Genomic DNA, 21,686 nt, shown 5'->3' on the forward strand with positions numbered 1-21,686 from the left:
GTCATCAACACACATGGTAGCTATTTACCTTGGTGCTTGGGTCAGTGACAGCCATTTGGGGTAAATCACAGGAGTTACGCCATGAATGCAGCAACAACAAAAACACACGACCACTCAGCCGGTGCGCCCAACGTTAAAATTATTATCAATAAAGTGGGGATGGACAGGCCCAGAGCCTGGCTTGCCGCCGGGATGGAGGATTTCCGTCGGGCATCTTCTATAAGCCTTGCCTACGGTATGTTTTGGGTAGGGTTAAGCATTGCGATTACCTTGGGAACCTACACGCTAGGCTACTGGTACTGGCTGCTCCCGATGATTTCAGGTTTTATGTTTGTGGGGCCGTTAGTCGCGGTGGGCTCTTATGGGATTAGTCGCGCGCTTGAGTGTGGCCGTGTCCCTAATTTAGGCGATGCGTTTGGTAGTTGGCGTCCTCATGCAGGGCAGTTAGCCATGATGGGCGTTATGATGATGATTTTCTTCCTCGCCTGGATTCGCCTTGCCACGCTGCTATTTGCGCTGTTTTTCGGCTTTGAAGTGCCCAGCCCAGCGACCCTCTACACCACGATGGTGACCACACCGGAAGGGCTAGGGATGTTGGCGGTCGGTACGATGGCAGGCGGTGTGTTGGCATTTGGTGCCTTCGCTATTAGCGTGGTTGCCATTCCCACATTAATGGATCAAGACCTTACATTTATGGAAGGTATTGAAGCCAGCGTTCGCTGCGTGGCCAGAAACTTTCGCCCTATGCTGCTGTGGGCGACCATACTGACCGGCTGCGTATTAGTCGGCGTTATGACCTTCTATATTGGTTTGGCCCTGATTCTGCCAGTGTTGGGCCATGCAAGCTGGCATGCCTATGAGGAGCTAGTACGCTTTGAGCCTATCGAAAAGCTGAAAACTTAACGACTTACACGCCACCTATGTTACTGACTGTTTACCAAAAAGATCGACATTAGCCTGACCTATGAATTGAGATGGCGTACCCTAGCGCCATCTCTTTTTTTTATTGCTTTGCGCGTTCGTTGGCATTCGTGGCTTCGTCGCCTAGGGCACTACGATATGAGGAAACAGTAGTGAAAGCGTTGTTATTGGGGTGGACTATGCTGGCGTACAGCATTCCCCATACGGGGCTAGCTGAGGCGGCAGAAACGTTGGCAGCACCGAGTGGGCCAGTGATACTCAAAATTGATGGTGATATTGCAGCGACCAATGTAGGCGAAGAAGCCCATTTTGATCGCGCGATGCTGAGTGAACTTGCGCAGCATGACTTCACCACCGGCACACCATGGACAGAAGGTGCCAGCCACTACCAGGGGCCACTCATGCGTACCCTGCTTGAGCATGTGGGGGCCGAGGGCGAGACTATTAACGTTGCTGCATTGAACGGTTATGAAGCTGAAATTCCTGTCGCCGACTTCTACGACTACGAGGTTATTTTAGCCCTCAAGCGGGACGATCAGACGATTCCTATTCGGGAGTATGGGCCGTTGTGGGTGCTGTATCCCTTTGACCATGACGAAGCGTTGCTCAGTGAGCGTATGCGCTTTAGAGCGGTATGGCAGGTAATGCATATTAATGTCCGTTAGTGATTCCGTAACACGAGCGCCTCGCCTGCTGCGCTACCCGCGTCGCCTTAAGTTAGTTGCTATCATTACGGTCCTGCTGTTTGCGGCCGCCTTAGTGGTGGCCGCGTTGTCTGCATGGCGGCAGGATAATCTGACACAGAGCCTGCGAGAAGACACCGCCTGGGTGGTCTATAAACTTGACCGCGACGCCGTACAGCTACTGAACCACTTGCTAGCAGACACGCGAGGCCCCCTTTCCCCAGCGGCCCAAGATGAACTCAACCTACGTTTTGAACTGCTCTACAGCCGGATCACCCTGTTAAGAGAAGGGGAAGTTAGCTCGCTTTTGCAGAGCATTAGTGCTGCGCGTGAGCTGTTAGATCAAATTCAGCAACAGCTTGATATCTTAGACCCGATGTTCGAGCCCCATGACGTGTTGGCACCGCTGCCAGTCACTGGGCTGGAAACCGAGTTGCATGTGCTTACGCGGCTGACTGAACGGTTTGTGATCGCCATTAATGGATATCTGGCAGAGTCAGCCACTGAAGAGCGGGCACTCTTGAGTACGCTGTATAAGCTCTTAATTTCGCTACTGATCGGCATGAGCTTCGCGGTGCTGCTGGTCATTATCTTTCTGGTGCGTGAAATGCGCGAAAGCGCAGCGGCGCGCCGTGAGCAAGAGCAGTTAGGTAAACAGCTTCAAGTCACTGCCAAGCAGGCTCAAGCGGCTAACCATGCTAAGTCAGATTTTCTAGCGATGGTCAGTCACGAAATTCGTACGCCGCTCAATGGGGTGATTGGCATGAGCGAGCTGCTGCGTGAACCGGCAAGCCCCGTCCAAGTGGAGGATTACGCCCGTACGATTCACGACAGCGCCAACCAGCTTCTGGCGATGATTAATGAAATTCTCGATTTTTCTAAAATTGAAGCAGGGCACTTAACGCTTGAAACCTCGCCCACTGCGCTCAAGCCCTTGGTGGAAGGGGTGATGGCGCTCTTTGAGCCTCGCGCCCATGAGAAAGACCTGCGGCTCTCGTTACACGTTGACCCGTTAGTGCCCGCCTGGGTCATGATTGATGCTGGGCGGTTACGCCAAATTTTGCTGAACCTGATCGCTAATGCGATCAAATTTACCGACCACGGCAGCGTCACTATTAAGGTGTCTTCCACGGTAGAGCACCTCTCGTTTGAGATTAGCGACACCGGATGTGGGCTCAATAGTGAACAGCAGGAGACGCTGTTTGAGCCCTTCCAGCAGGCCGATGAGAGCGTAGCGCGCCGCTATGGCGGTACAGGGCTGGGGCTTGCGATTTGCAAGCGGTTAAGCGAGGCCATGCAGGGTCGCCTAGGCGTCATTAGCCTGCCAGGCCAGGGCAGTACATTCTGGTGTGAGCTGCCGCTGTTGGAGGCCAACCCGGTGACTACGCCGTTGCCTGCTGAGCCGACCCAAGATTTTAGCGGTACCTCACTGCTACTGGTCGAAGACAACGCGGTGAACCGTAAAGTAGCGGTCGGGCTGCTATCACGGCTAGGGTGCGAAGTCATCTGCGCTGAAAATGGGCACGATGCGCTGGCATGGGTGAATCGTCAGCAGGTGCATTTGATCTTTATGGATATACAGCTGCCTGATATTGATGGTGTGGCGGTGACCCAGCAGCTGCGCGCCAGAGGTGGTTGGTGCAGCACAGTGCCTATTGTGGCAATGACGGCGGGCGGTGCGGAAGATGATCGCAGCCGCTGCTTGGCTGCTGGCATGAATGACTACATCACTAAGCCGCTGTCGCTACTAGCGTTAAGCAACGTACTGGCGCTTCAACTGTCGTCGACGCCTCCCTCATACCCTCCCGTGGCAGCAGGTGATGAGCAGAACGACGCCGCGTTGATGAATGCAGTAACGCTTGAGACGCTAGTGAGCTCACTGGGCATCGACAGCGTTCATCAACTGATCGCGCTCTATCACCAGCAGGTGAGTGATTACATGGCCCAATTGGAAGGCTATCTCGCGTTTGGTGATGATCTTAAGCGTGATCAATGGCAACAGGTAAAACGGCTTGCGCACCAATTACGAGGAGAGTCAGTGAGCATTGGTGCTGATCAGTTTGCTGCTCAAGCGAAGCACTTAGAGAGGCTGGCGGCCAATGATCACGCGTCATTGGAACAGCTAGAGGCGTGCTTGAAGACGCTGTGCCACTGTGCGGCCAGCACCCACGCTGCGTTGGAGCAATGGCGTCGTGACCAAAAGCTTCACTAGCAGCGGCATGGTGGCGGCCGCCAGCCGTGATCCCAACCCGCGACGGGCCGCTAATGAGCTGGCCAGCATATTGGGCCACGAGAATGTGGGCTTTGTGCTGTTTTTCTGTAGCGCAGAGTACCCGCTGGCTGAGCTTGCCCAAGCGATGAGCAGTGCGTTTGGCACGCTTCCTATTAGCGGCTGCACCACGGCAGGAGAGCTAACGCCTCATGGCTATGATCGCGGTTCTATCGTCGCGATTGGCTTTGATCGGCGATTTTTTGCCGTCGAAACGGCGCTCATCGATGACCTAGAACACTTTGACCTACCTACCGCACAGCCCTTGGTGGATACGCTGTTAGAGCGTTGCCGTCGTCAGGCCGTCGCCCCGGTGAACGAGCACAGTTTTGCCCTGACGCTGTTAGATGGGTTATCCAGCCGAGAAGAGCAGGTGCTGGCAACGCTGGATGCCGCGCTTGGGCGAATTCCCAGCTTTGGCGGCTCCGCAGGGGATGACAACCACTTAACCCATACCCATGTGTATGCTAACGGGCGTTTTTATACCCGGGCAGCGGTGGTGGTGATGCTTAATACCAAGCTGCCGTTTGAAGTGTTCTCAACCCATCACCTTGAGCCACTCACGCATAAGCTGGTGGTGACAGCGGCTGACCGAGAGCGCCGTCGGGTACTTGAGCTCAATGGTGTTCCCGCGGCTGAGCTTTATGCCGCGCTGGTGGGTTGCCCGGTTTCCGCGCTTGAGCCTGCTATCTTTGCCCAACATCCGCTCGCGGTACATCTAGGCGGGCAACACTATATACGCTCAATTCAGCGCGTTAATGATGACGGTAGCCTGAGTTTCTACTGCGCGGTAGAAAACGGCATTGTGCTGACCGCGATGCAGCCCACACCGCTACTGTCGGATTTAGCGCACATGCTGGAGCGGGTCACCGCACGCCTGGGCCAGCCCGCTGCGATCATTGGCTGCGACTGCTTTTTACGTCGGATGGCTTTGGAGTCGTTGGGCCAGCTTGATCAAGCCTCCTCGCTGCTGAGCCAAGCCCGCGTGGTGGGGTTCAATACCTACGGCGAGCAGCACCACGGCATGCATGTAAACCAGACGTTTACGGGGGTGGCTTTTGGCACTGTTCCAACTCCCTGATACACAGCGATGCCCCGATGACATAGCTGCCCTGCATGAGGAGAATCGCCGCTTACGCAAAGTATGCGAAGCGTTAATGGAGCGAGTGGAGTCAGGGGGTAGTCCCAACAGTGCTCCCTATGCGGCCTTCGAGCGCTCGGTGTTGCTGGCTGAACAGGTGCGTGAGCGCACCGATGCGCTGCATCGTACGCTGGATGAACTCAGCCAGGTGAATACACGCCTGCTGGCGGCGAATGCGGAGGCGCAGGCCGCCAACGTCTCGAAAACTAAGTTCTTGGCCGCCGTCAGCCATGATTTATTGCAGCCCCTAAACGCCGCACGGCTGTTTGCCAGCGCTCTGGAAACCCATGCGCTGCCTGAATCCTCCCAGGCGCTGGTCGGCCATATTGGTCGTTCGTTAAAAGATGTTGAGGGCTTGTTGGGCACGCTAGTGGATATATCGCGACTGGATGCCGGGGTGCTGCATGCCGATAAAGCGCCGTTTGCCGTAAGCACGCTGCTGGATGCTCTGGCGGAAGAGTATCGGCAAGTGGCCGCTGTGCGAGGGCTGTCGCTGCACTACGTTCCCTCCAGTGCGTGGGTAGACTCCGACCTGGCGCTGCTCGCGCGGGTGGTGCGCAATTTTCTCAGTAATGCGGTGCGCTATACCGAGTATGGCCACTTACTGTTAGGCTGCCGACGCCGCGCGACCGGGCTCGAAATTATGGTAGGCGATACCGGCCCTGGTATTCCTGAGCCCCAGCGCAAAGCGATTTTTCTAGAGTTTCGCCGTGCCAGCCAGCCCCAGGCCAATCATAGTCGAGGCCTTGGGCTGGGCCTGGCCATCGTTGACCGTATTAGTACCATGCTCGACCACCCTGTAACGCTGGCGTCACAGCTAGGTCGTGGCTCGCTGTTTTCTATTTTAGTGCCTTATGCAGCGCCGCGTGCCAGTGTTGAAAGAGCACCTAACTCGCCGCCTTTTGCGCACTGGGACGACGATCCGTTACACGGCTGCGTGGTGTGGGTAGTGGATGATGACCCCGCGATTATTGAGGGTATGCAGGCGCTGCTGGGTAGTTGGGGATGTCGAGTACGGGCCGCAGCAACGGTAAGCGCGCTGGAAGCCGCCAGCGACGGGGAGCGCCCTGCGGTACTGCTGGTGGATTATCACCTAGGGGAACATCGGGAAAATGGCATTGATTTAGCGGCCCGGCTGCGTCGGCGTTATCCGGGTTTAGCCACGGTGGTAATTACCGCTAACCATGAAGCGGCGGTGAAACGCGCCACGCGGCAGGCGGGTATGCACTGCCTGTTAAAGCCACTCAAACCGCTGCGCTTAAAAATGTTGCTAGGCACGCTGTTAGATAGCCGCTAATCCTTCGCTATCCCTTCGCTAGCGCCGTACGTTTGGCGAGAAAACCGCTTAAATCTTCCTCTCCGGCGACCACAATAGCGTGTACTCGGCTGGTCGCCCCTAGCTTGCGCAAAATGGCCGATACGTGTGTCTTTACCGTGGTTTCAGCAATCGCTAACTCGCGGGCTATCTGCTTGTTCGACATCCCCTGGCTCATACAGCTCAATACATCCAGTTGCTTGTCGGTGAGACGCGGCAATCGGGTTGGTTTGCTGTCCGCGCCCTCTGTTGTAGTAGAGGGCATACCGCGAGGAGGCGGGCGGCGCATAATATCGGCGGGCAGGTAGAGCTGGCCCTGAAGAATTTGATGCAGCGCGTTGAGAAGCTGCTCTCTGGGGGTCGATTTAGGAATATAGCCCACGGCCCCCAGCGTAATCGCATCCAGCACCAGCTGGCGCTCTTGATGGGCCGATACAATGGCAACGGGCAGCCAGGGGAAAGTCTCCCGCAGGGTTTTCAGCCCCTCTAACCCATCGGCATCCGGCAGGCTCAAGTCTAATAGCAGCAGATCTAACCCTTCCAAGGCTTCAATGCGTGCCATGGCCCCCGCGAGGCTGTCGGCCTCCAGCAGTTGAGTGTCGGTGAAACCACTGCTGATCACCGCGTGCAGCGCATCGCGGAACAGCGGATGGTCATCTGCAACTAACAGCGAATACATGGCGTCTCCTTCCAAAGGATGAGGGTGCGTCCTGCCATCGGGCTATATCGTGAATGGCGTGAGTGACCAACACTGGGTAGGCACCTTTTAATAATCATAATACGCAGGAGCAGTACCATGATCTACGCCAACCCAGGTGAAGCGGGCTCTGTTGTCTCGTTTGAAAAACGCTATGGCAACTACATCGGCGGTGAGTTTGTTCCCCCGGTGAAGGGCCAATACTTCGACAACATTAGCCCAGTCAACGGCAAAGTGTTCTGTGAAATTCCTCGCTCTAGCGCTGAAGATATCGAAAAAGCGCTGGACGCCGCCCACAAAGCCGCACCGGCATGGGGCAAAACCTCGGTTCAAGAGCGCAGTAACATTCTGCTCAAAATTGCCGACCGCCTTGAGCAAAATCTCGAAATGCTGGCCGTGGCCGAAACCTGGGACAACGGTAAAGCTGTCCGTGAAACCCTCAATGCGGATATTCCGCTGGCCGTTGACCACTTCCGCTACTTTGCGGGCTGCCTGCGCTCCCAAGAGGGCACTGCGGCGGATATCGACGCTAACACGGTGTCGTACCACTTCCACGAGCCGTTGGGCGTGGTAGGGCAAATTATTCCGTGGAACTTCCCCATTCTGATGGCGGCGTGGAAATTAGGCCCGGCGCTGGCAGCGGGTAACTGCGTGGTGCTCAAGCCTGCTGAACAGACCCCTGCGTCTATTTTGAAAGTGATGGAAGTGATCGGCGACCTGCTGCCCCCTGGCGTGCTGAATATCGTCAACGGTTTTGGTGCAGAAGCAGGTCAGGCGCTGGCTACCAGTAAACGCATCGCTAAGATCGCCTTTACCGGCTCGACGCCGGTGGGCTCGCATATTCTGAAGTGCGCGGCAGAGAATATTATTCCTTCTACGGTAGAGCTAGGCGGCAAGTCTCCCAATATCTACTTTGCCGATATTATGAACGCCGAGCCGACGTTTATTGATAAAGCGGTAGAAGGGCTCGTGCTGGCCTTCTTTAACCAGGGCGAAGTGTGTACCTGCCCGTCGCGGGCATTGATTCAAGAAAGCATGTACGACGAGTTCATGGCGAAGGTGATTGAGCGCACCAAAACCATCAAGCGCGGCAACCCGCTGGATACCGATGTTCAGGTGGGCGCGCAGGCGTCTCAAGAGCAGTTCGATAAGATTATGTCGTACATGGACATCGCCCGGGATGAGGGCGCGGAATTCCTCACTGGCGGCAACAAGGAAACCCTGGATGACAGCATTAACAGCGGTTACTACATTCAGCCCACGCTGCTGAAAGGTAATAACCAGATGCGCGTATTCCAGGAGGAGATCTTTGGGCCGGTTGTCGCGGTCACGACCTTCAAAGATGAGGAAGAAGCGCTGGCGATTGCCAACGACACCGAGTTTGGCTTGGGCGCAGGCGTGTGGAGCCGCGATATTAACGTGGCTTTCCGTATGGGGCGTGGCATTCAAGCAGGTCGCGTTTGGACCAACTGCTATCACCAGTACCCCGCCCACGCAGCCTTCGGTGGGTACAAGAAATCCGGTGTGGGCCGCGAAACCCACAAAGTGGCGCTTGAACACTACCAGCAAACCAAAAACCTGCTGGTCAGCTACGACATCAACCCGCTGGGCTTCTTTTAATCGTTAACGATTCGTTATAACCCCACCGCATCCCGGCGATAAACCTATCGCCGGGATGTTTTTTTTGGCGTGGCCCCTTAGCGTGGTGCGTGACCCAACCAGCGGCGGGCCATGCGCTCGGCGTGGGCAAGGTTGCTTACCACGGCCAATTTACCGACTTCACGATGAATGCCCGCACGCTTTATTTTCAGCGCCAACCGGGGTGGCAGCCCGACAAACATAACGCCCACACCTTGCTCACCCAGTTCCCGGCGTAACGTATCTAGTGCCACCATCGCGGTGGTATCCAGGCTCGGTACATCGCGCATATCCAGCACCACAACTCTCACGTTGTGATCAATCACCCGCAAGGTGGCAATGGCTTTCTCTGCGGCGCCGAAAAACAGCGGGCCAGTGATTTTATAAAGCGCGACTTCCGGCGGGAAGTGCTCGCCTGAAGAAGGCGCGGCTAAGCGCTGTGTATGGGTTAACTGGGCCATACGACGAATAAACAGCGCAGCGGCTAGGCCAATGCCCACGGCCACCGCGATGACCATGTCAAAAATGACCGTCAGCGCGAAGCAGATCACCAGTACCCACACATCGCTGGCGGGGGCGCTCCTTAGCGTATGCATAAAGTGGCGAGCTTCACTCATGTTCCAGGCAATGATAAACAGCAGTGCAGCCAACGCCGCCATCGGCACAAACCCTAGCAGGCCTGCCAGTGCAACCACGGCCAGTAATACCACCAGCGAATGCACCACGGCAGCTATCGGTGAAAAAGCGCCGCTTTTAATATTGGTGGCGGTGCGGGCCAGGGCGGCTGTCGCAGTGATGCCGCCAAAAAAGGGCACCACTAAGTTGCCAAGCCCCTGGCCGATCAGCTCTGCGTTTGGGTCATGGCGGGTTCGGGTTAAACCGTCCGCCACCACGGCACACAGCAGCGACTCAATGGCGGCGAGTAGCGCAATCGCTAAGGCGGGGCCCAGTAGCGATTGAATGAGGGCAAAGTTGATCTCAAGCGGCGTGCCATCTGCCCCCGGAAAATGCCAGGGCGCGGTAAAGCTGGGCGCGAACGGGGGAATACCAGTGCCGCTCTCTCCCTCGAACTCCCAGCTAAAGCGCGAGGCGATGGTGTCCACTTCGATGCCGCCCCACAGTAATAGCGTGGCAGCCAGAGTGCCCACGGCTAAGCCGACCAGCGGCGCGGGAACCGGCGTTTTTAAGCGTGGCCACGTTAACAGCGCTGCCAACGTGACAAGCCCTACACTGATTTCTGCTACCGACAGGGTCGGCAGCGCTTGGCCAATTAACACGAGATTATGTAGGGTGCTGTCGCCGAGTGCGACGCCGCTTAAGCCGAGAAAGTCAGGCAGCTGCAGCAGCGCAATCACCACGCCGATACCTGCGGTAAAGCCAAGAATCACCGGGTAGGGAACGTACTGAATCAGGCTGCCCAGCCGGGAAAGCCCCAGCGCCACCAAAATAGCGCCTGCCATTAATGTGGCGATGAGTAGCCCACCCAAGCCATGGTTGGCGACAATAGGGAAGAGGATCACGACAAAAGCCGCGGTAGGGCCTGAGATGTTAAACCGAGACCCGCCGGAGAGCGCAATCACCGCGCCCGCGACAATCGCGGTGTATAGCCCGTGTTGAGGCGGCACGCCCGTGGCAATCGCTAATGCCATGGAGAGCGGCACGGCGACCACGCCGATTGTTAACCCCGCCATCACATCGCGTTTCAACTTGCCCAGCGTATACCCTTCACGCCACGCTTGTAACAGCGCACTGCCGGGCATCGGGAAAACATATCCCGAAGGACGATGGTCGCGAGACATGGCGCAGCCCTCCCTAGCCATAAAGAAATAGCCATAAAGAAAACGAGCTATTACGCTACGCCTGAGTTCGGGCGCTCACAACAAGGCGTTAGTCTCGACATGGTGACAAAAAAATCCCGGCACGCAGGCCGGGATTGTTCTTACAGTTAACGCGGGTACTACATCTGAGCGTCTTCAGGCGGTTCGCCGATAGTGCCCGGCATTGCCTGTACATGGCCCATTTGCTGGCCCGCCAGGGTGAGGAAGTGCAGGTGGCGTTCGTACTCTGCCACAAGATCACCAATCACCTGACCTCGGGTGTAGCCGTTGAGGTCTTTATCCTGACCGCCTTCGGCAAGGTACACATCCAAGCGCACGTAGAAATCATCGTCTGCTGGAATGAAGTTCGGTGTACGCATGCGATGCGGACAAACCTGATAGACAAAGCTGGTGGCGTCGCCAAAGTCGACCTGCAGCATTAGGTTGGGCAGGGATTCCCCCTCAACCTGCTCTTCAGTGACGTTAGCGGTTTGGCCTCGGCTCTCAAGCTCTTGGGCAAACTGTGTCATCGCCGGGCGAATCGAGTGCTCAATGGTCGCGGCGGCACCTGCGCGGTTGGAGGTATCCAGCGCGCGATCTAGACGCTCACGCCAGTCGCCGCCGGGGGCACCGCCTGCAATCATGCGGCGAGCGTCGGCTTTGCTGCCTTCCAGTTTCAGCGCTTTGTAGGTGCCCACCATAATGGCGAAGATCACCACCGAGAAGGGCAGCGCCGTAATCACGACGGCACTTTGTAGCGCGTTCAGGCCCCCCGCCATCAGCAGTGCCACAGTAATCAGGCCAATCACCGCCGACCAGAAGATACGCAGCTTCACCGGCGCATCGTGGTTCACGTCGCTCAAGATCGAGGTGAAGTTGGCCAGTACCAGCGCGCCAGAGTCCGCCGAGGTAATGAAGAATACGATACCCAGAACGGTCACGACGGCGGCGGTAATGCCCACATAGGGGTAGTACTCAAGCAGCGTATATAGCGTGGTTTGCGGCGAGTTAAGTGCCTGCTCACCCAGTTCAACAACGCCTTGGTTAGCCACCAATTCGATACCGCTATTACCAAAAATCGACATCCATACCATCATAAACGCCAGCGGAATAAACAGCGCACCGGCAACAAACTGACGAATAGTACGGCCGCGTGAAATACGTGCTAGGAACAGTCCCACAAAGGGCGTCCAAGCAATCCACCAGCCCCAGAAGAAGATCGTCCACCACATCTTCCACTCTTGAGCGCCCTCATCGGCAAAGGCATAAGTATCAAAGCTTGCTGCCACAAAGCCAGAAAGGTAGTCGCCTGCGTTGTTGACGACTTTATCCAGCAGTACCAGCGTGTCGCCAGAGAACAGCACGAACAGCATCAGCGCCAAGGCCAACAGCATGTTGAATTCAGACAGGCGACGGATGCCTTTCTCAACGCCCGTGACCACGGAAATGGTGGCCAATATCACGACCAGGCCGATCAAGATGATTTGCACGGTCAGCGTTTCTGGCACGTCGAACATGTAGTTCAAGCCATAGTTAAGCTGAATCACCCCAATGCCGAGACTTGTGGCGATACCAAAAACGGTAGAAATGACGGCGGTGATATCGACGGCGTTACCAATCGGGCCATGAATACGCTTGCCCAGCAGCGGGTAGAGCGCACTGCGAATAGCCAGCGGCAAGCGGTGGCGGTAGCTGAAGTAAGCCAGTGCCATGCCCATCAACACGTAAAGGCCCCAGCCAGAAAGCCCCCAGTGCAGATAGGTTTGTACGACGGCGTTGCGCATGGCCTCTTGGCTTTCAGGCGTTAAGTCGGGCGGTGCCAGATAGTGGGCAACCGGCTCGGCTACGCTGAAAAACAACAGGTCAATACCAATGCCCGCAGCAAACAGCATGGCTGACCACGACAGCAGCGAAAATTCAGGACGTGAGTGGTCAGGCCCTAAACGAATACTGCCGAAACGCGACATACCGATGATCACTACAAACACAAGGTAGGCCACAATCGCTAGCATGTAGTACCAGCCAAACGTTTTGCTTACCCAGGCAAGGCCCGCATCAAAAAAGGCACCTGCTTGTTCGGTGAACAGCATCGTCACGATGAGAAATACAAGAATACCCGCGACGCTGCCGTGGAAAACCACGGGGTTCAGGCGGTCTCGTGAGGGGAGAACGGGGTTGTCTTTCGCCATGGAGGCGGACTCCTGTTGTTAAGACAAAGATGAGTGATACGTTATTTTTGAATGAACGTTCAAATAAAATACGCGGTTTAGACAATCACTTCAAGTCGATGGCTAACGTATCAGGGTGGCAACAAGGGCTATGACAGGAGTATAGAAACAAATGCGCCCAGCTAGGCTGGGCGCATGGAGCGGGTTTGACGCTAAATAAACGCTTACTCGGCAGAGGCTTCTTCTGTATCCATCTCTGCGGCATCACCATGATGACCGTGCTTGCCACGCTCACCCTCTCCTCGCTCATGGCGGTGTTCAGCGTGCATTTCGTGCATGGCGTCGCGCAGCGCCTGTTGCTCCTCTTCCGTTAGAATTTCAGCGACGCGGGCCTGATGCTCTTCACGCAGGGCAAGCACGGCTTCGCGGTGCTCAGCGTGCGCTTCGTTTAGCGCCGTTTGCTGCTCTTCGCTCAGCTCTGCGCGTTCATATACTTCCTGGCGACGCTCTTCCATGCGCTCCATCATGGCTTCACGATCCATACCACGGCCTTCATGGTGGTCTGCCTGAGCGGTAAAGGCCAACGGAGTGAGGGCCACTGCAAGCAGGGCAGGAGCAAATAGCTGACGTAGTGACATCTTCATGGCATACCTCGTTTTTAATGAATACATGGTAATTTGACGATGTCAGTATTAACGGGCTTGGTGTAAATCGTTTGCACAAAGTGTGCAACAACCGTGATCTTCTCAACAGCAGCAAGACACGGGACGGGTAACCGGTGAGGGGACACCATTACCTATCGCCAATAGGAGATATACATGCCAGAACTCACTGGGATACGCCGACTCTTAAGCCTTAGCGCACTGGCCTTACTGCTTAGCGGGTGTGGCGCTACTCATCAAGTAAGCCAGGGGGCACCCGCCATTGAGCAAAGCGCGCTAAAGGATACTCAGCCGTTTACTCGCCTTGATCCCCAGCGCTATACGCCTGACGATTGGCCCGAGGCGTTGAGTGCCACCGTGCTGTTACCGTCGCATAGCGACACGCTGCGACCAGCCGCGCTGGTGGTGCATGGCGGCGGCTGGCGCAATCGCGGCCCTGAGGATATGGAAGGCATTGCCGAACAGCTGGCGGGGCAGGGGTATGTGACGGTCAATATTGAGCACCGCTTTGCACCTGACTATCGCTTCCCCGCGCAGCTGCATGATTTGCAGCAGGCGATGGCCTGGATACATGAGAATGCTGGCGCGTGGCAGGTCGATACCGATCGCATCGTGGGCGTAGGCTTTTCATCGGGTGCGCACTTGGTCAGCCTGTTGGCGCTTGCAGGCAGTGAAGGCCCACTGGCAGAGCCCTATGGGGGCGAGCACGCCCGTTTGGCAGCGGTGGTCGCAGGCGGACTGCCCAGCGACCTGTTGAAATTTAACGATGGCCGCCTCGTCATTGATTTTATTGGCGGTACCCGAGCTGAGCAGCCTGACGCTTACGCACTGGCGTCTCCGGCACGGCAAATCACCGCGAACGCTCCGCCCTTTTTCCTATTTCACGGCAGTTGGGATCAGCTCGTGCCCGTTGACCATGCCACCGACTTTTACGCCGCGCTGCAAGCCCAAGGCATTCCCAGCGAGCTGTACCTACAAAGAGGCCGGGGCCACTTTGCCAGCTTCCTGTTGAGAGGCAGCGCCATTGAAGCCGGTATCGCGTTTCTTAATCAGCAGGTACAGCCTGAATAGTGGTTCACCCTTCCGGCTGATATTTATAGCCCACCCCGTAAACCGAGCGAATAATTTCTTGGTCGGGGAGGGCTTCAGTAATCTTTTTACGCAGTTTCTTGATATGGCTGTCGACCGTGCGTTCAGACACGATGCGGTTATCGCGGTACATATGATCCATTAGCTGTTCGCGGCTAAAGATGCGCCCCGGTGATTGCATCATGACGCGCAGTAACTGAAATTCGACCGCGGTTAAGCCTAAATCCTGGCCGTCGGCTAACGCCTGCCAGCCCTCTTCATCCAGCGTGACCGGAGCGTGTTTTGCGGTGTTTGGGGTATCTGCCTGAGCAGCAGCATGGCTTCTGCGCAGTACGGCTTTAACGCGTGCCACCACTTCACGGGGGCTGAAGGGTTTGCAGATGTAATCATCCGCGCCGAGCTCAAGCCCCAGCAGCCGGTCCACCTCTTCCACCTTGGCAGTGACCATAATGATCGGCAGCGTAGGCCATTGCTGACGAATTTCACGGCAGAGCGTCAGGCCATCTTTACCCGGTAGCATCACATCCAGCAGCACCAGCGCAGGTGAGTGCTGGGTGAGCCAGGGGATGACCTCATTGCCGTGACTAATAATGCTGGGCGCAAAATGATTGCTTTGTAAGTAATCGGCCATGAGTCGAGCGATTTTGGGCTCGTCCTCAACGATCAGCAGAGCAGCGTCTTGGGATAAGCCATCTTGGGGTAAGGCATCGGAGGGTGGTGCACTCGGAGACATCGCAAGCTCGCTTATGGTGTGTTTAAAGGGCGGTTAGCAGTGGAAACCGCAGGGTCCAGGTCAATCCGCCAAGCGCTGAAGCACTGGGAGTGAGCGTTCCACCGTGGGCGGTGACCAGCGCGCTGGCAATGGAAAGCCCCAGGCCGCTGCCACCACTGGCGCGGTTTCGGGATCCTTCCACACGGTAGAGCCTCTCAGTCAGTCGTGAAAGCTCACCTTCGGGAACGCCTGGGGCGCTATCCTGCCAAGTAATCACGGCGTCTCCGCGCTCGCAGGTAAGGGAGACGCTCAATTTTCCAGGTGGCTGAGTGTAGGCGCAGCTGTTATCCAGCAAGTTGCTCCACAGCTGGCGTAACCGTTGGGCATCGCCACGAATCATCACATCATCGGCCAGGGCAGTGGAGAGGGTAAGGCCGCTCTCTTCCAACCAACGGTCGGCGTCGCTCAAACGGCTCTCAAGGCTTTCGCTCAGGTTCATGGGGGCCAGTTGAATATCCAGCGCGCCGGCATCGCTTTGCGAGAGCAGGCGTAGGTCCGTCACCAGCCGCTCTAGTTGAGCGACTTCTTGGGCCAGCGAACTCAGGTTTTCCTGATTCAGCGGGCGGATGCCGTCCTGCATGGCTTCAATTTCACCCCGCAGCACGGCCAGCGGGGTGCGCAGCTCATGAGCGGTATCCGACACCCAGCGAGCGCGGGCTTCGCGGCTGGCTTCTAGCGTGGCGGCCAGCACGTTGAAATCCCGGGCAAGGCGGGAAAGCTCATCTTTGCCACGCTCTGGCAAGCGAGTGTGGTAGTCGCCCTCGGTTAGGCGCAGCGTAGCACCGGCCAAGGCACGGGTGCGTCGACCCAGCCACCAGGAGAGCCCGCCCGCCAGCAGCAGCGACGCAAGGCCCAGTGAGATCACGATGAGCACCAGATTGCGCTGCTGGCGCTCCAAAAAGCGGCTTTCCATGCGCTCCATCATCTCTTGTGGCGGGCGGAAGCCGAGTGTACCAATCACTTCCCTCTGGCCGCTTGGCGTCATATCGCTATACAGCGTCAGCCAGCGCCAGTCCATGGAGCCGCGCGGTCCGTCGACAGGTGGCACGACATAGTCGCCCTCGGTATCGCGCAAGGCAAAATCCTCGGCTTCGCCAAGAGGCGAAGGGCGGTCACGGTGCTCTTGGCCCAGCTCAAAGCGCACGATGTAGGGCCAGCGGTCAGGTGACGCTTCTAACCACGCCCAGTCGCCCTGAGTTTCCCAACGAGTGACCAGTCCGTCGGCCAGAAGGGTGGCGCGCCGCTCCTGGGACTGGTTGAGATACTCAAGAAACCCGCGGTCGATACTGTACGAGACCGCGAGAAACACGCTGGCAGCGATCGCAACGTTAACGCTGAGAATCGCCACGAACAGCTTTAGCCCCAGCCGCGAAGGCCGCCACTGGCGCAATTGGGCTAATCTACCCATTAGTTGACGCCCTGTTGGCTTGGCTGTCGCGGCGCGCTTAACCGTTCACGCAGGTTTTCCAGCCCTAAATAGAGGCACGGCACGACCACCAGCAAAATCAGGGTGGCGAAGAGCATGCCAAAGCCTAGCGAAATTGCCATGGGAATCATAAAACGTGCTTGGCGTGAGGTTTCCAAAATCATCGGCGCAAGCCCCAGGAACGTGGTCAGCGTGGTCATCATAATGGGTCGTAGACGGCGGGTCGCGGCGGCTACAATCGCTTCGCGAGGTGCCATGCCTTCCCGACGTTTACGGTTAGCGTAGTCAATTAATACCAGCGCATCATTAATCACGACGCCTGACAGCGCTAGCATACCTAATAGGCTAATAATCGACAGCCCAAAGCCCATCAGCATATGACCGCCCACTGCGCCGACAATACCAAAGGGAATCGCGGCCATCACCAAGAGCGGCTGCAGGTAGCTTCTAAACGGAATAGCGAGCAGCGCATAGAGCGCGGCTAACATCAGCCACATGGCGTTACGCAGGGTGGCAAGGTTATCGGCGGTGTCTTGTTGGCGACCGCCCATGCTGACTTCAAGCCCCGGCCAGGTGTTGCTGAGCGTGGGGAAGACCTCCTCTTGAAGGGTCGCGAGCACTTGGTTAATCGCTTGGTCGCCCTCTGAATCGGCGGTGACGGTGATAATGCGCCGTCCATCAATACGCTGCAGGCTGCTGGAGGCTTGGCTAAGGGTGATATCCGCCACCCGCGAGAGCGGCACACTCATCCCGTCGGGGGTACGTACCGGCAGGCGATATAATTCGCTGAGGCTGTCCCGAGCCTGCTCCGGCAGGCGCACTTCCACGCTGACTTCCTGACGGCCAATAAACTGTTCCACTGCTGTCGCCCCTTGCAGTGGGCCGCGGAGCGCCTGGGCGAGGTCGTTGCCGGTTAGCCCGAGAGAACGCCCTTCGGCGGAAAGGCGCATTTCTAGCTGCGGCTTGCCATCACCCAGGCCGCTGTCGATATCGGTTAAGCCGTACTCGCCCAACCGTTCGGCCAAACGGGCAGCGGCGGCTTCCAGTACTTGGGTGTTAGGGTGAGAGAGTCGCAGGCTTAAAGCGGCACCGCTGCCGGGCCCGCCAAAGTCAGACTCAAAGCGCACCGACTGCGCGCCTAATAGATCCCCGGTCAGTTCCCGCCACTCCCGGGCAATGCGTGAAGGCGGCCATGCATCCAGGCTTTCCGAGGCGATATCCAAACGCACTTCCAGGCTTTCTCCATCCAGGCGGCTGCGGGTGCTGCTGAAGGTGAGGGTCTCTTCCTGCTCGCTAAGCTGGGCGGCGGCATCCAGGAGCTGCTGGCTGAGCTCACGGCTAACGCTGATATGGCTGCCAATCGGCAGAGTGACGGTGGCTTGCACCTGATCAGACTCGACCCTTGGCATCAGTGAAAAACCAAGCCGTCCACTCATCGCCCAGGCCATGGCCACGCATAAAATGGCGACGCCAATAGAGACGGTCAGTAGGCGTTGATTCAGCGCACGCTGTAAAAAGGGCTCGAACTGTTGATAGGTGAAATGGTGAAGACCGCGCTGCATTCGCAGCCGTACCGCTTCGATAGGGCGCTGCCAGGCAGGGGTTTGTCGAGGCTTGCTGGCGTGGGCCAAGTGGGCGGGCAAAATAAACAGCGCTTCCACTAGGGAAATAATAAACACGGTGATGACCACCACGGGTACAGTGGCAAAAATCAGCCCTAAAAAGCCCGGCAGGAAGAGCAGCGGTAGAAACGCGACAATATTAGAAAGAATCGCGAAGGTAAGCGGGGTCGCAATTTCCTGGGCACCTTTGACCGCCGCATCCCGCAGTGAGTAGCCCTGCTCACGGTAGCTGTAGATGTTTTCACCCACCATGATGGCGTCATCCACTACGATGCCGAGGGCGATAATAAAGGCGAACATCGACATCATATTGAGCGATACGCCGACCCAGGGCAGAAACAGCATGGCCCCTAAAAAGGCGGTGGGAATACCTAACGTGACCCAAAAGGCCAAGCGCGCTTCTAGAAACAGCGCCATCAGGATTAGCACTAGTGCTAGCCCCATCCAGGCGTTTTTCAGCAACAGACCTAAGCGGTCTTCATAAACCTCCGAGCTATCCCGGGAAACATCCAGGCTCACGCCGTCGGGTAGGCTTGCGCGTAGCTGCTCAAGCTCACCATAAACGGCATTGGAAATACTGGTCGGCGTTTGGTCGCCGATTTGATACACATCCACCGACAGACCCGGCTGGCCGTTATAGAACTCTTCCCGGTCGGTTTCGGCAAACCCTTCGCTCACTCTGGCAATATCGCCCAGCACCACCGGAGCGCCCTGGGCGGTGGTTAAAATCGGTAGCAAGGCGAACTCTTCCGCGCTGTTGCGCCGCCCTTGGTAGCGAATCAGCCACTCGCCTTCGGCAGTGGTGAGCTGGCCACTGGCAAGGTCCAGCGCCTCTTCGGCAATGCGGCTGGCTAGCTGCTGGTGGTCTAATCCGTAGCGCTCAATGGCCTCATCATCCAGGTGGACCTGGATTTCCCGCTCGCGGTTGCCGGAAAGCTCCGCGCGGGAGATGCCGCTGGTGGCCTGCAGTTCAGCGCGAACGTTCTCGGCGGCATCGTGAAGCGCAGCCAACCCCACGCTGCCATAGACCTGAAGGCTGACCACGCTGCGCGAGCGGCCTGCCAGGGTGAAGCGGGGCGGGTCGGCAGCGGCTGGCAGGGTGGTGATGGCATTCACGGCCTGCTGAATATCCTGATATGCCCGCATGACGTCCACGCCATCAATCAGCGTGGCGCTCACCACGCCGCTGCCTTCGCTGGCGCTGGCGGTCAGTTCATCAATGCCTTCGACATCGGCAATGGCGGCCTCGACCGGCAGTAGCAGGCTCTGCTCCACATCCTCGGGGGTGGCACCCGGGTAGCTAATGGTGACCTGAACGATTTCAGTCTCGAATTCAGGGAACACCTCTTTTTTGATCGCCAGCGATGCCATTAACCCGCCGACGATAAACAGTACCATCATTAGATTGGGAGCAACGCCGTGGTCGACCATCCATGCCAGCGGGCCTTTACGCATCATTGAGCCGCTCCCTCATCCTGAGCGGGGGTATCGCCGCGCTGGCGTATCCGTACTTCCTGGCCCTCTCGGGGTTGGGCAAGGCCGGCAACCACCACCCGCTGGTCGGGCGCTAGGCCGCTGCGTACCAATACTTCGTCTTGGCCGCGGTAGGCAAGGGTCACATGGGTGCGCTGCAAACGATTTTCATCATCTACCCACCACACCTGTTCGCCTGGGCGAAGTGCTGCTGAAGGCAGCGCAATCAGTGGTTCTTGAGCCGAGGTATGAAACGCCACGCGCAGCACATCGCCCAGGCGCAAGGCAGGGCCATCTTGGTTGAGGGCTAGCGGGTCATCTACGGCAACTAAGAGCTGTGCCTGAAGGCCGTTCTCTTCGAGATTAGGCAGAATAGAGATCAAGGTGCCTTCTCGGGAGGCACCTTCAGGCCAGCCTTGGCTGGTCAGCGTGACGCTGCCCCCCGGCGATAGCCAATCCAGCGTTTCACCCGGCAGCGAGGCGCGCACCCAAAACTGCTCAACGCCGACCAGGCTCGCGACAGCAGTGCCCTGGCTTAATAGGCTGCCAGCGCCCACTAAACGCTCTTGCACCATGGCCCGCCACGGGGCGGTTAAGGTTGCTCGCTCTAAGTTGAGCGCTGCTTGGTCACGTACCACGCGGGCTTGGGTCAGTTGGGCCTGGGCCTGACGGAGCTGCGGTTCACGCAGTACCAGAGCGCGGCGCTCGGCGCTTAGCTGGCGGCCAAAGGATTCGTACTCACTGCGGGCGCGCTGCTGCTCGGCTTGCTCTAAGGCGAGCTGAGCTTGGGCATTGGACAGTTGAGCCTCCGCATCTTCCAAGGTTAGACGCAGGTCGGCTTGGTCGATGTGGGCGACCGGTGCGCCTTGTTCTACCACCCGGCCAGGCAAGACGCCTTCGCCAAAGCGCTCTAACTGACCCGCCACTCGGCTGGCGAGCTCGGTAGATTGTTCTGCCTCTACCCGGCCAAAGCCGTTCAGCGTGGGTGACTGCACGCGCTGCTCAGTGGTGATGATATCGACCACGGGCGGAGAGGGCGGTGGCGGCGGTCGGCGCTCTACTCTTGGGGGTTGGCTAACAATCCACCAAGCAAGTGCCAAACCACCGGCAAAGACCAGAAGTGCTGCCAAAGCGCCGAAGCCGATGCGACCTTGCTGATAAAAAGCGTGAGAGCGAGTTGGGGTCATTGCCGGGCGGTATCCGTTGGCTGAGAGCGAAAATTCCAGAAAAAGTGGCGTATCATGCTAGCATCACCGATTGCCAAGCAGCGATTAGGTAAGCTTTGTGCAAAGAGTGTGCAACCCAAGGTGGCTAGCTTTTTTCTCGACAAACGCTGACGAAATTCGCAATCGCTGCCATCATTCATTTGAAAAGCCATAGACTCCCTGGTCTGTATGACGTTATGAAAAACACCGCCACCCGCGACAAACTCATTGATTCTGGTGCCGAGCTGATTGCCCAACAGGGCTATAACGCGACGGGTATCAATGCTGTGCTTAAAACCTGCGGTGTCCCCAAAGGCTCGTTTTATCACTATTTTTCCAGCAAAGAAGATTTCGGGCTGGCGGTGATTGAGCGCTTCGCTGATGAGTACGATGCGGACCTTGCAACGCTGCTAGAAGACGCGACCCTTGCTCCCCTAGAGCGCCTGCGCCGCTATTTTGCCACTGGGCGTGCCCACATGCTGAATTGTGATCACACCACCGGCTGCCTGATCGGTAATCTCGGCCAGGAGCTATCTGGTCAGAGCGATACCTTCCGCGATGCGCTGAACGTGGTGTTTCAGCGCTGGGAAAAGCGCTTTGTGTCCTGCCTTAACCAAGCTCAGGCCGAAGGCACGATGAATACCGCCATTGCCCCCGAGGCACTCGCCAGTTTTATTCTTTCCGGTTGGGAAGGTGCCATTCTGCGCGCCAAAACGCTCAAGTCTGTGGCCCCTATGGAACACTTTGAGGCCATTTTGTTCGATCACGTGTTGGCTATCCGCTAGCCA

Annotated in this window: 16 protein-coding genes; 8 read left to right on the forward strand and 8 right to left on the reverse strand. The window is 57.3% G+C overall.

The window, feature by feature from the left end; all coding sequences use genetic code 11:
* Window positions 1-81: 81 nt before the first annotated feature.
* The 5 genes from IEW65_RS08585 (at window position 82) to IEW65_RS08605 (ending at window position 6,311) form a co-directional block, all read left to right on the forward strand.
* Window positions 82-903: a DUF2189 domain-containing protein gene (locus IEW65_RS08585; RefSeq protein ID WP_188639069.1), complete on the forward strand. Its 822-nt coding sequence runs from the start codon at window positions 82-84 to the stop codon at window positions 901-903.
* A 197-nt stretch (window positions 904-1,100) separates the two neighbouring features.
* A complete protein-coding gene (locus tag IEW65_RS08590; RefSeq protein WP_188639449.1) occupies window positions 1,101-1,586 on the forward strand; it encodes a putative pterin-binding protein in 486 nt (161 codons plus the stop codon).
* Complete coding sequence (locus IEW65_RS08595; protein ID WP_188639070.1) at window positions 1,576-3,816, forward strand: hybrid sensor histidine kinase/response regulator; 2,241 nt, start codon at window positions 1,576-1,578, stop codon at window positions 3,814-3,816. The genes IEW65_RS08590 and IEW65_RS08595 overlap by 11 nt, the downstream gene beginning before the upstream one ends.
* Before the next feature lie 7 nt (window positions 3,817-3,823).
* Entirely contained in the window at window positions 3,824-4,954 is a 1,131-nt protein-coding gene (gene nosP / locus IEW65_RS08600; RefSeq protein ID WP_188639448.1) for a nitric oxide-sensing protein NosP, read from the forward strand.
* Window positions 4,932-6,311 carry an ATP-binding response regulator gene (locus tag IEW65_RS08605; RefSeq protein ID WP_422822612.1) on the forward strand — a complete coding sequence of 460 codons (1,380 nt, stop codon included), beginning with the start codon at window positions 4,932-4,934 and terminating at the stop codon, window positions 6,309-6,311. Before nosP ends, IEW65_RS08605 begins: the two co-directional genes overlap by 23 nt.
* Before the next feature lie 7 nt (window positions 6,312-6,318).
* Here the strand turns inward: IEW65_RS08605 and IEW65_RS08610 are convergent, their stop codons facing one another.
* Complete coding sequence (locus IEW65_RS08610; RefSeq protein WP_188639071.1) at window positions 6,319-7,008, reverse strand: response regulator; 690 nt, start codon at window positions 7,006-7,008, stop codon at window positions 6,319-6,321.
* Between the two features lie 117 nt (window positions 7,009-7,125).
* Here IEW65_RS08610 and exaC point away from each other — a divergent pair, with 117 nt between their 5' ends.
* A complete protein-coding gene (exaC, locus tag IEW65_RS08615) occupies window positions 7,126-8,646 on the forward strand; it encodes an acetaldehyde dehydrogenase ExaC (protein ID WP_188639072.1) in 1,521 nt (506 codons plus the stop codon).
* A gap of 77 nt (window positions 8,647-8,723) precedes the next feature.
* On the opposite strand, the gene dauA is transcribed toward exaC, so the two are convergent.
* The 3 genes from dauA to IEW65_RS08630 form a co-directional block, all read right to left on the reverse strand.
* On the reverse strand, window positions 8,724-10,463 hold the full coding sequence (gene dauA / locus IEW65_RS08620; protein WP_188639073.1) for a C4-dicarboxylic acid transporter DauA: 1,740 nt from the start codon (window positions 10,461-10,463) through the stop codon (window positions 8,724-8,726).
* Window positions 10,464-10,621: 158 nt separating this feature from the next.
* Window positions 10,622-12,670, reverse strand: a complete 2,049-nt coding sequence (gene betT / locus IEW65_RS08625; RefSeq protein ID WP_188639074.1) for a choline BCCT transporter BetT — start codon at window positions 12,668-12,670, stop codon at window positions 10,622-10,624.
* Between the two features lie 203 nt (window positions 12,671-12,873).
* Complete coding sequence (locus IEW65_RS08630; protein ID WP_229755512.1) at window positions 12,874-13,293, reverse strand: hypothetical protein; 420 nt, start codon at window positions 13,291-13,293, stop codon at window positions 12,874-12,876.
* Window positions 13,294-13,467: 174 nt separating this feature from the next.
* On the opposite strand from IEW65_RS08630, the gene IEW65_RS08635 reads away from it, so the two are divergent.
* Window positions 13,468-14,382 carry an alpha/beta hydrolase gene (locus tag IEW65_RS08635; protein WP_188639075.1) on the forward strand — a complete coding sequence of 305 codons (915 nt, stop codon included), beginning with the start codon at window positions 13,468-13,470 and terminating at the stop codon, window positions 14,380-14,382.
* Window positions 14,383-14,386: 4 nt separating this feature from the next.
* On the opposite strand, the gene IEW65_RS08640 is transcribed toward IEW65_RS08635, so the two are convergent.
* Genes IEW65_RS08640 through IEW65_RS08655 form a run of 4 tightly spaced genes read right to left on the reverse strand, consistent with a single transcriptional unit; the run spans window position 14,387 to window position 20,880 of the window.
* Entirely contained in the window at window positions 14,387-15,133 is a 747-nt protein-coding gene (locus tag IEW65_RS08640; protein WP_188639076.1) for a response regulator, read from the reverse strand.
* Window positions 15,134-15,155: 22 nt separating this feature from the next.
* Window positions 15,156-16,580: an ATP-binding protein gene (locus IEW65_RS08645; protein ID WP_188639077.1), complete on the reverse strand. Its 1,425-nt coding sequence runs from the start codon at window positions 16,578-16,580 to the stop codon at window positions 15,156-15,158.
* The gene (locus IEW65_RS08650) at window positions 16,580-19,678 is read right to left on the reverse strand and encodes an efflux RND transporter permease subunit (protein WP_188639078.1); all 3,099 of its coding nucleotides are present in this window, start codon (window positions 19,676-19,678) and stop codon (window positions 16,580-16,582) included. Before IEW65_RS08650 ends, IEW65_RS08645 begins: the two co-directional genes overlap by 1 nt.
* Window positions 19,675-20,880 carry an efflux RND transporter periplasmic adaptor subunit gene (locus tag IEW65_RS08655; RefSeq protein WP_188639079.1) on the reverse strand — a complete coding sequence of 402 codons (1,206 nt, stop codon included), beginning with the start codon at window positions 20,878-20,880 and terminating at the stop codon, window positions 19,675-19,677. Before IEW65_RS08655 ends, IEW65_RS08650 begins: the two co-directional genes overlap by 4 nt.
* Window positions 20,881-21,095: 215 nt before the next feature.
* On the opposite strand from IEW65_RS08655, the gene IEW65_RS08660 reads away from it, so the two are divergent.
* Window positions 21,096-21,683 carry a TetR/AcrR family transcriptional regulator gene (locus tag IEW65_RS08660; RefSeq protein WP_188639080.1) on the forward strand — a complete coding sequence of 196 codons (588 nt, stop codon included), beginning with the start codon at window positions 21,096-21,098 and terminating at the stop codon, window positions 21,681-21,683.
* Window positions 21,684-21,686: the final 3 nt, after the last annotated feature.

This window comes from Vreelandella lutescens (genome assembly GCF_014640815.1).
GTDB classification, from domain to species: domain Bacteria; phylum Pseudomonadota; class Gammaproteobacteria; order Pseudomonadales; family Halomonadaceae; genus Vreelandella; species Vreelandella lutescens.